Source organism: Paracoccus sp. (in: a-proteobacteria), from assembly GCF_046462195.1.
Taxonomy (GTDB): Bacteria; Pseudomonadota; Alphaproteobacteria; order Rhodobacterales; family Rhodobacteraceae; genus Paracoccus.
Genome location: NZ_JBKGUN010000051.1, coordinates 1 through 3,091, shown reverse-complemented (window position 1 = coordinate 3,091; position 3,091 = coordinate 1). Strand labels below are relative to the sequence as shown.

The window sequence follows — 3,091 nt, the reverse complement described above, 5'->3', positions numbered from 1 at the left end:
CAGCAGCACTCCCAGCAGCAGGACCAGAATGGCGGGAAGGCCGCGCCGGGCCACGCGCAGCCACTCCCGCAGCCCTTGCGGCCCCGGCAGCGGCGGCGGCGTACCCTCGCGCCAGGTCGGGCCACTCATGTCGGCTGCCAGCGGCTTTCGTAATATTCGCGGTGCTTGGCAGACATGGCGGCGGTGTCCATCAACAGGAACACGTCCGTCGTGTTGAAGTCGCGATCGACATACGCCCCCTCGCCCACCATGCCCCCCAGCCGCAGATAGGCCTTGATCAGCGCCGGCATTGCGATCATCGCCTCGCGCCGGTCCAGCTGGTCGGGTTCGATCAGGTCCATGGGGTGGAAACCCGCTTCCCGAGCGCGGGGACGCAGTTCGGGTGGGGCAAGGTGCTTGTGGTGCAGCCAGCTGAGCGACGGGGCCAGCATGGGCACGTCCGTGCCGTGAAAGCTGGCCACCCCGAACAGGATCTGGATGCCATGATCCAGAACATAATCGGCCAGCGCGTTCCACATCAGGAACATGGCCGCCCCGCCGCGATGCTCGGGATCCACGCAGGACCGCCCCAGTTCCAGCAAGGGACGGCCGCTGTTCCGCAGCGGTGTCAGGTCATATTCGCCGTCGCAATAGAAGCGACCGAACTCGGCCGCCCGGTCGCTGCGCAGCAGGCGATAAACGCCCACCACATGATCCAGCGCATCCGCGTCGCGGCGCGTATCGATCAGGCACAGATGGTCCACGACAGGGTCGAACTCGTCCCGCTCCAGTCGCGCCTCGTGATCGACCAGCGGGCCCGAACCGCCCAGTTCCTCGACAAAGACGCGGTAACGAAGGCGTTGTGCGGCCATCAGGTCCTGCTCGCCGGTGGCGAGGCGGATCTGGAAGAAAGCGGGATCTGCGCGATTCACGGTGTTGCTGGCCTGCCTTGGGTCAAGCCTGTCTAGAAAACGGGCGGCAGCATTGCAACAACCCAAGTCGGCGCCCATCCAAGAGGACAGGTTGCCCTTGCGCGGCACAATCCGTGGTTGCAAGGTCGTCGGACATTGAGGAGCGCGTCATCCGTTGAACCGCACGATCTGCAACGCGACGCGGCGACCGTCGATCACCTGCTTGCCGGCATCGGCGAAGTTGACGGTGATGCGGTCGCCGATCCGCGACTGGACCTGCCCCTCGCCCCATTCAGGGGCGCCGGGGTGACGCACGATCATTCCGGGTTCCAGGATTTCATTCACGGCGGCGGCTCCTTCTGACGACAGAAAGGTAACCATTGATGACACAGCATTCAACGCGGATGGCTCCGGGCGATCTGGCAGCGCTTCTGGGCTCGCGCTTGTGCCATGACCTTGTCTCGCCCTTGGGGGCCATCGGCAACGGGGTCGAGCTGCTGGAAATGTCGCCCGACTTTCCCGGCCTTGCCCAGTCGCCTGAAATGCGCCTGATTGCCGAAGCCGTGCTGGCTGCGCGGTCGCGCATCCAAGGGTACCGCATGGCCTTTGGCATGGCGCAGGGCGAACAGCGTGTCGGGCGCGGCGAACTGGCCCGCCTGCTGGAGGGGATGGCGGCCCAGGGACGACTTTCGGTCAGCCTGGACGCCGAGGGGGATTTTGCCCGGCCCGAGATCCGCATGGTGATGTTGGCAATGATGTGCCTCGAAAGCGCCATGCCCTGGGGTGGGCGCGTCATTGTTCTGCGTGATACGCCGGGTTGGCGGCTGGTTGCCGAATGCGACCGCAGCCGCATCGATCCCGAACTTTGGGCCTGGCTGGGCGAGGGCGAAGGCAGGCCACCCGCCCCGTCCGAGGTTCATTTCGCCCTGCTGGCCGAACTGGCCCTGACCGAGAACCGCCCCCTGCGGCATGAGTTTGACAATACGGGCGGCGAGATCTCGTTCTGATCAGGCCCGGATGGTCCCGTCGCCGGTGACCAGATACTTGAAGCTGGTCAGCTGCTCTGCCCCGACTGGCCCGCGGGCATGCATCTTGCCCGTGGCGATGCCGATCTCGGCGCCCATCCCGAACTCTCCGCCATCGGCGAACTGGGTGGACGCGTTGCGCATCAGGATCGCGCTGTCCAGTCCCGCAAAGAATCGTGCCGCGACGGCGTCATCCTCGGTCAGAACCGATTCGGTGTGCTGGCTGCCATGGCGGCGGATATGGGCGATCGCGCCCTCGACCCCATCGACCAGACGAGCGGCGATGATCATGTCCAGGAACTCGTGCCCGAAATCCTCGGGCTGCGCTGCAACGGTGCCCGGGATGCGGGACAGTTCGCCCTCGGCACGCACCTCGACACCGGCCTCCAGCAGGTCGCGGATCAGGATATCGCCATAACGGTCCAGAAACGCCCGGTCGATCAGCAGGCATTCGGCTGAACCGCAGATGCCGGTCCGGCGGGTCTTGGCGTTCAAGACCACGCGACGCGCTTTTTCCAGATCGGCCGCGCCATCCGCATAAACATGACAGATCCCCTCCAGATGGGCAAAGACCGGCACCCTCGCCTCGCGCTGGACAAGACGCACCAGACCCTTGCCACCACGGGGAATGATGACATCGATCAGCCCTTGCGCCGTCAGCATGGCAGTGACCGCGGCACGGTCGCGGGTCGGTACCATCTGGATGGCCGTTTCGGGCAGACCGGCCGCGCGCAGCCCTTCCGCCATGCAGGCATGGATGGCGTTGGCGGAGTGAAGGCTTTCGGAACCGCCACGCAGGATCACCGCATTGCCCGACTTGAGGGCCAAAGCGCCGGCATCTGCGGTGACGTTGGGGCGGCTTTCATAAATCACGCCAATGACACCGATCGGCGTGCGAACGCGTTGGATGTGCAGCCCCGTGGGCCGGTCCCATTCGGCAATCACCTGCCCGACCGGATCGGGCTGCCTCGCCACCTCGCGCAGGCCGTCGGCGATGGATGCCAGCCGCGCATCATCCAGCTGCAGCCGGTCCAGCATCGCCGCCGACAGGCCCTTGTCCCGTCCATAGGCCAGATCTTGTGCATTGGCATCCAGCAGGTCGGCCGAACGGGCCTCGATGGCGTCGGCGGCGGCCAGAAGCGCGTCTCGCTTGGCCTCGGCTGGCGCCTGCGCCAG

4 protein-coding genes are annotated in these 3,091 nt (G+C 66.0%); 1 reads left to right on the top strand and 3 read right to left on the bottom strand.

What is annotated here, in order from left to right; genetic code table 11:
- Positions 1–125: 125 nt before the first annotated feature.
- Both ACLHHB_RS03540 and ACLHHB_RS03535 read right to left on the bottom strand, forming a co-directional pair.
- Positions 126–851, bottom strand: coding sequence for a GNAT family N-acyltransferase (locus ACLHHB_RS03540; RefSeq protein ID WP_410216906.1), 726 nt, complete (start codon positions 849–851; stop codon positions 126–128).
- A 207-nt stretch (positions 852–1,058) separates the two neighbouring features.
- A complete protein-coding gene (locus tag ACLHHB_RS03535) occupies positions 1,059–1,235 on the bottom strand; it encodes a DUF3553 domain-containing protein (protein ID WP_410216905.1) in 177 nt (58 codons plus the stop codon).
- Positions 1,236–1,273: 38 nt separating this feature from the next.
- Here ACLHHB_RS03535 and ACLHHB_RS03530 point away from each other — a divergent pair, with 38 nt between their 5' ends.
- The gene (locus ACLHHB_RS03530) at positions 1,274–1,897 is read left to right on the top strand and encodes a histidine phosphotransferase family protein (RefSeq protein WP_410216904.1); all 624 of its coding nucleotides are present in this window, start codon (positions 1,274–1,276) and stop codon (positions 1,895–1,897) included.
- Here the strand turns inward: ACLHHB_RS03530 and ACLHHB_RS03525 are convergent.
- The coding region (locus ACLHHB_RS03525) for a glutamate-5-semialdehyde dehydrogenase (protein ID WP_410216903.1) at positions 1,898–3,091 on the bottom strand (1,194 nt) is incomplete at its 5' end.

What these genes read in the sequence shown, in the direction of transcription:
- ACLHHB_RS03530 (WP_410216904.1), top strand. Translation starts at nt 1,274, where the DNA reads ATGACACAGCATTCAACGCGGATGGCTCCGGGCGATCTGGCAGCGCTT.
- ACLHHB_RS03540 (WP_410216906.1), bottom strand. Translation starts at nt 851, where the DNA reads ATGGCCGCACAACGCCTTCGTTACCGCGTCTTTGTCGAGGAACTGGGC.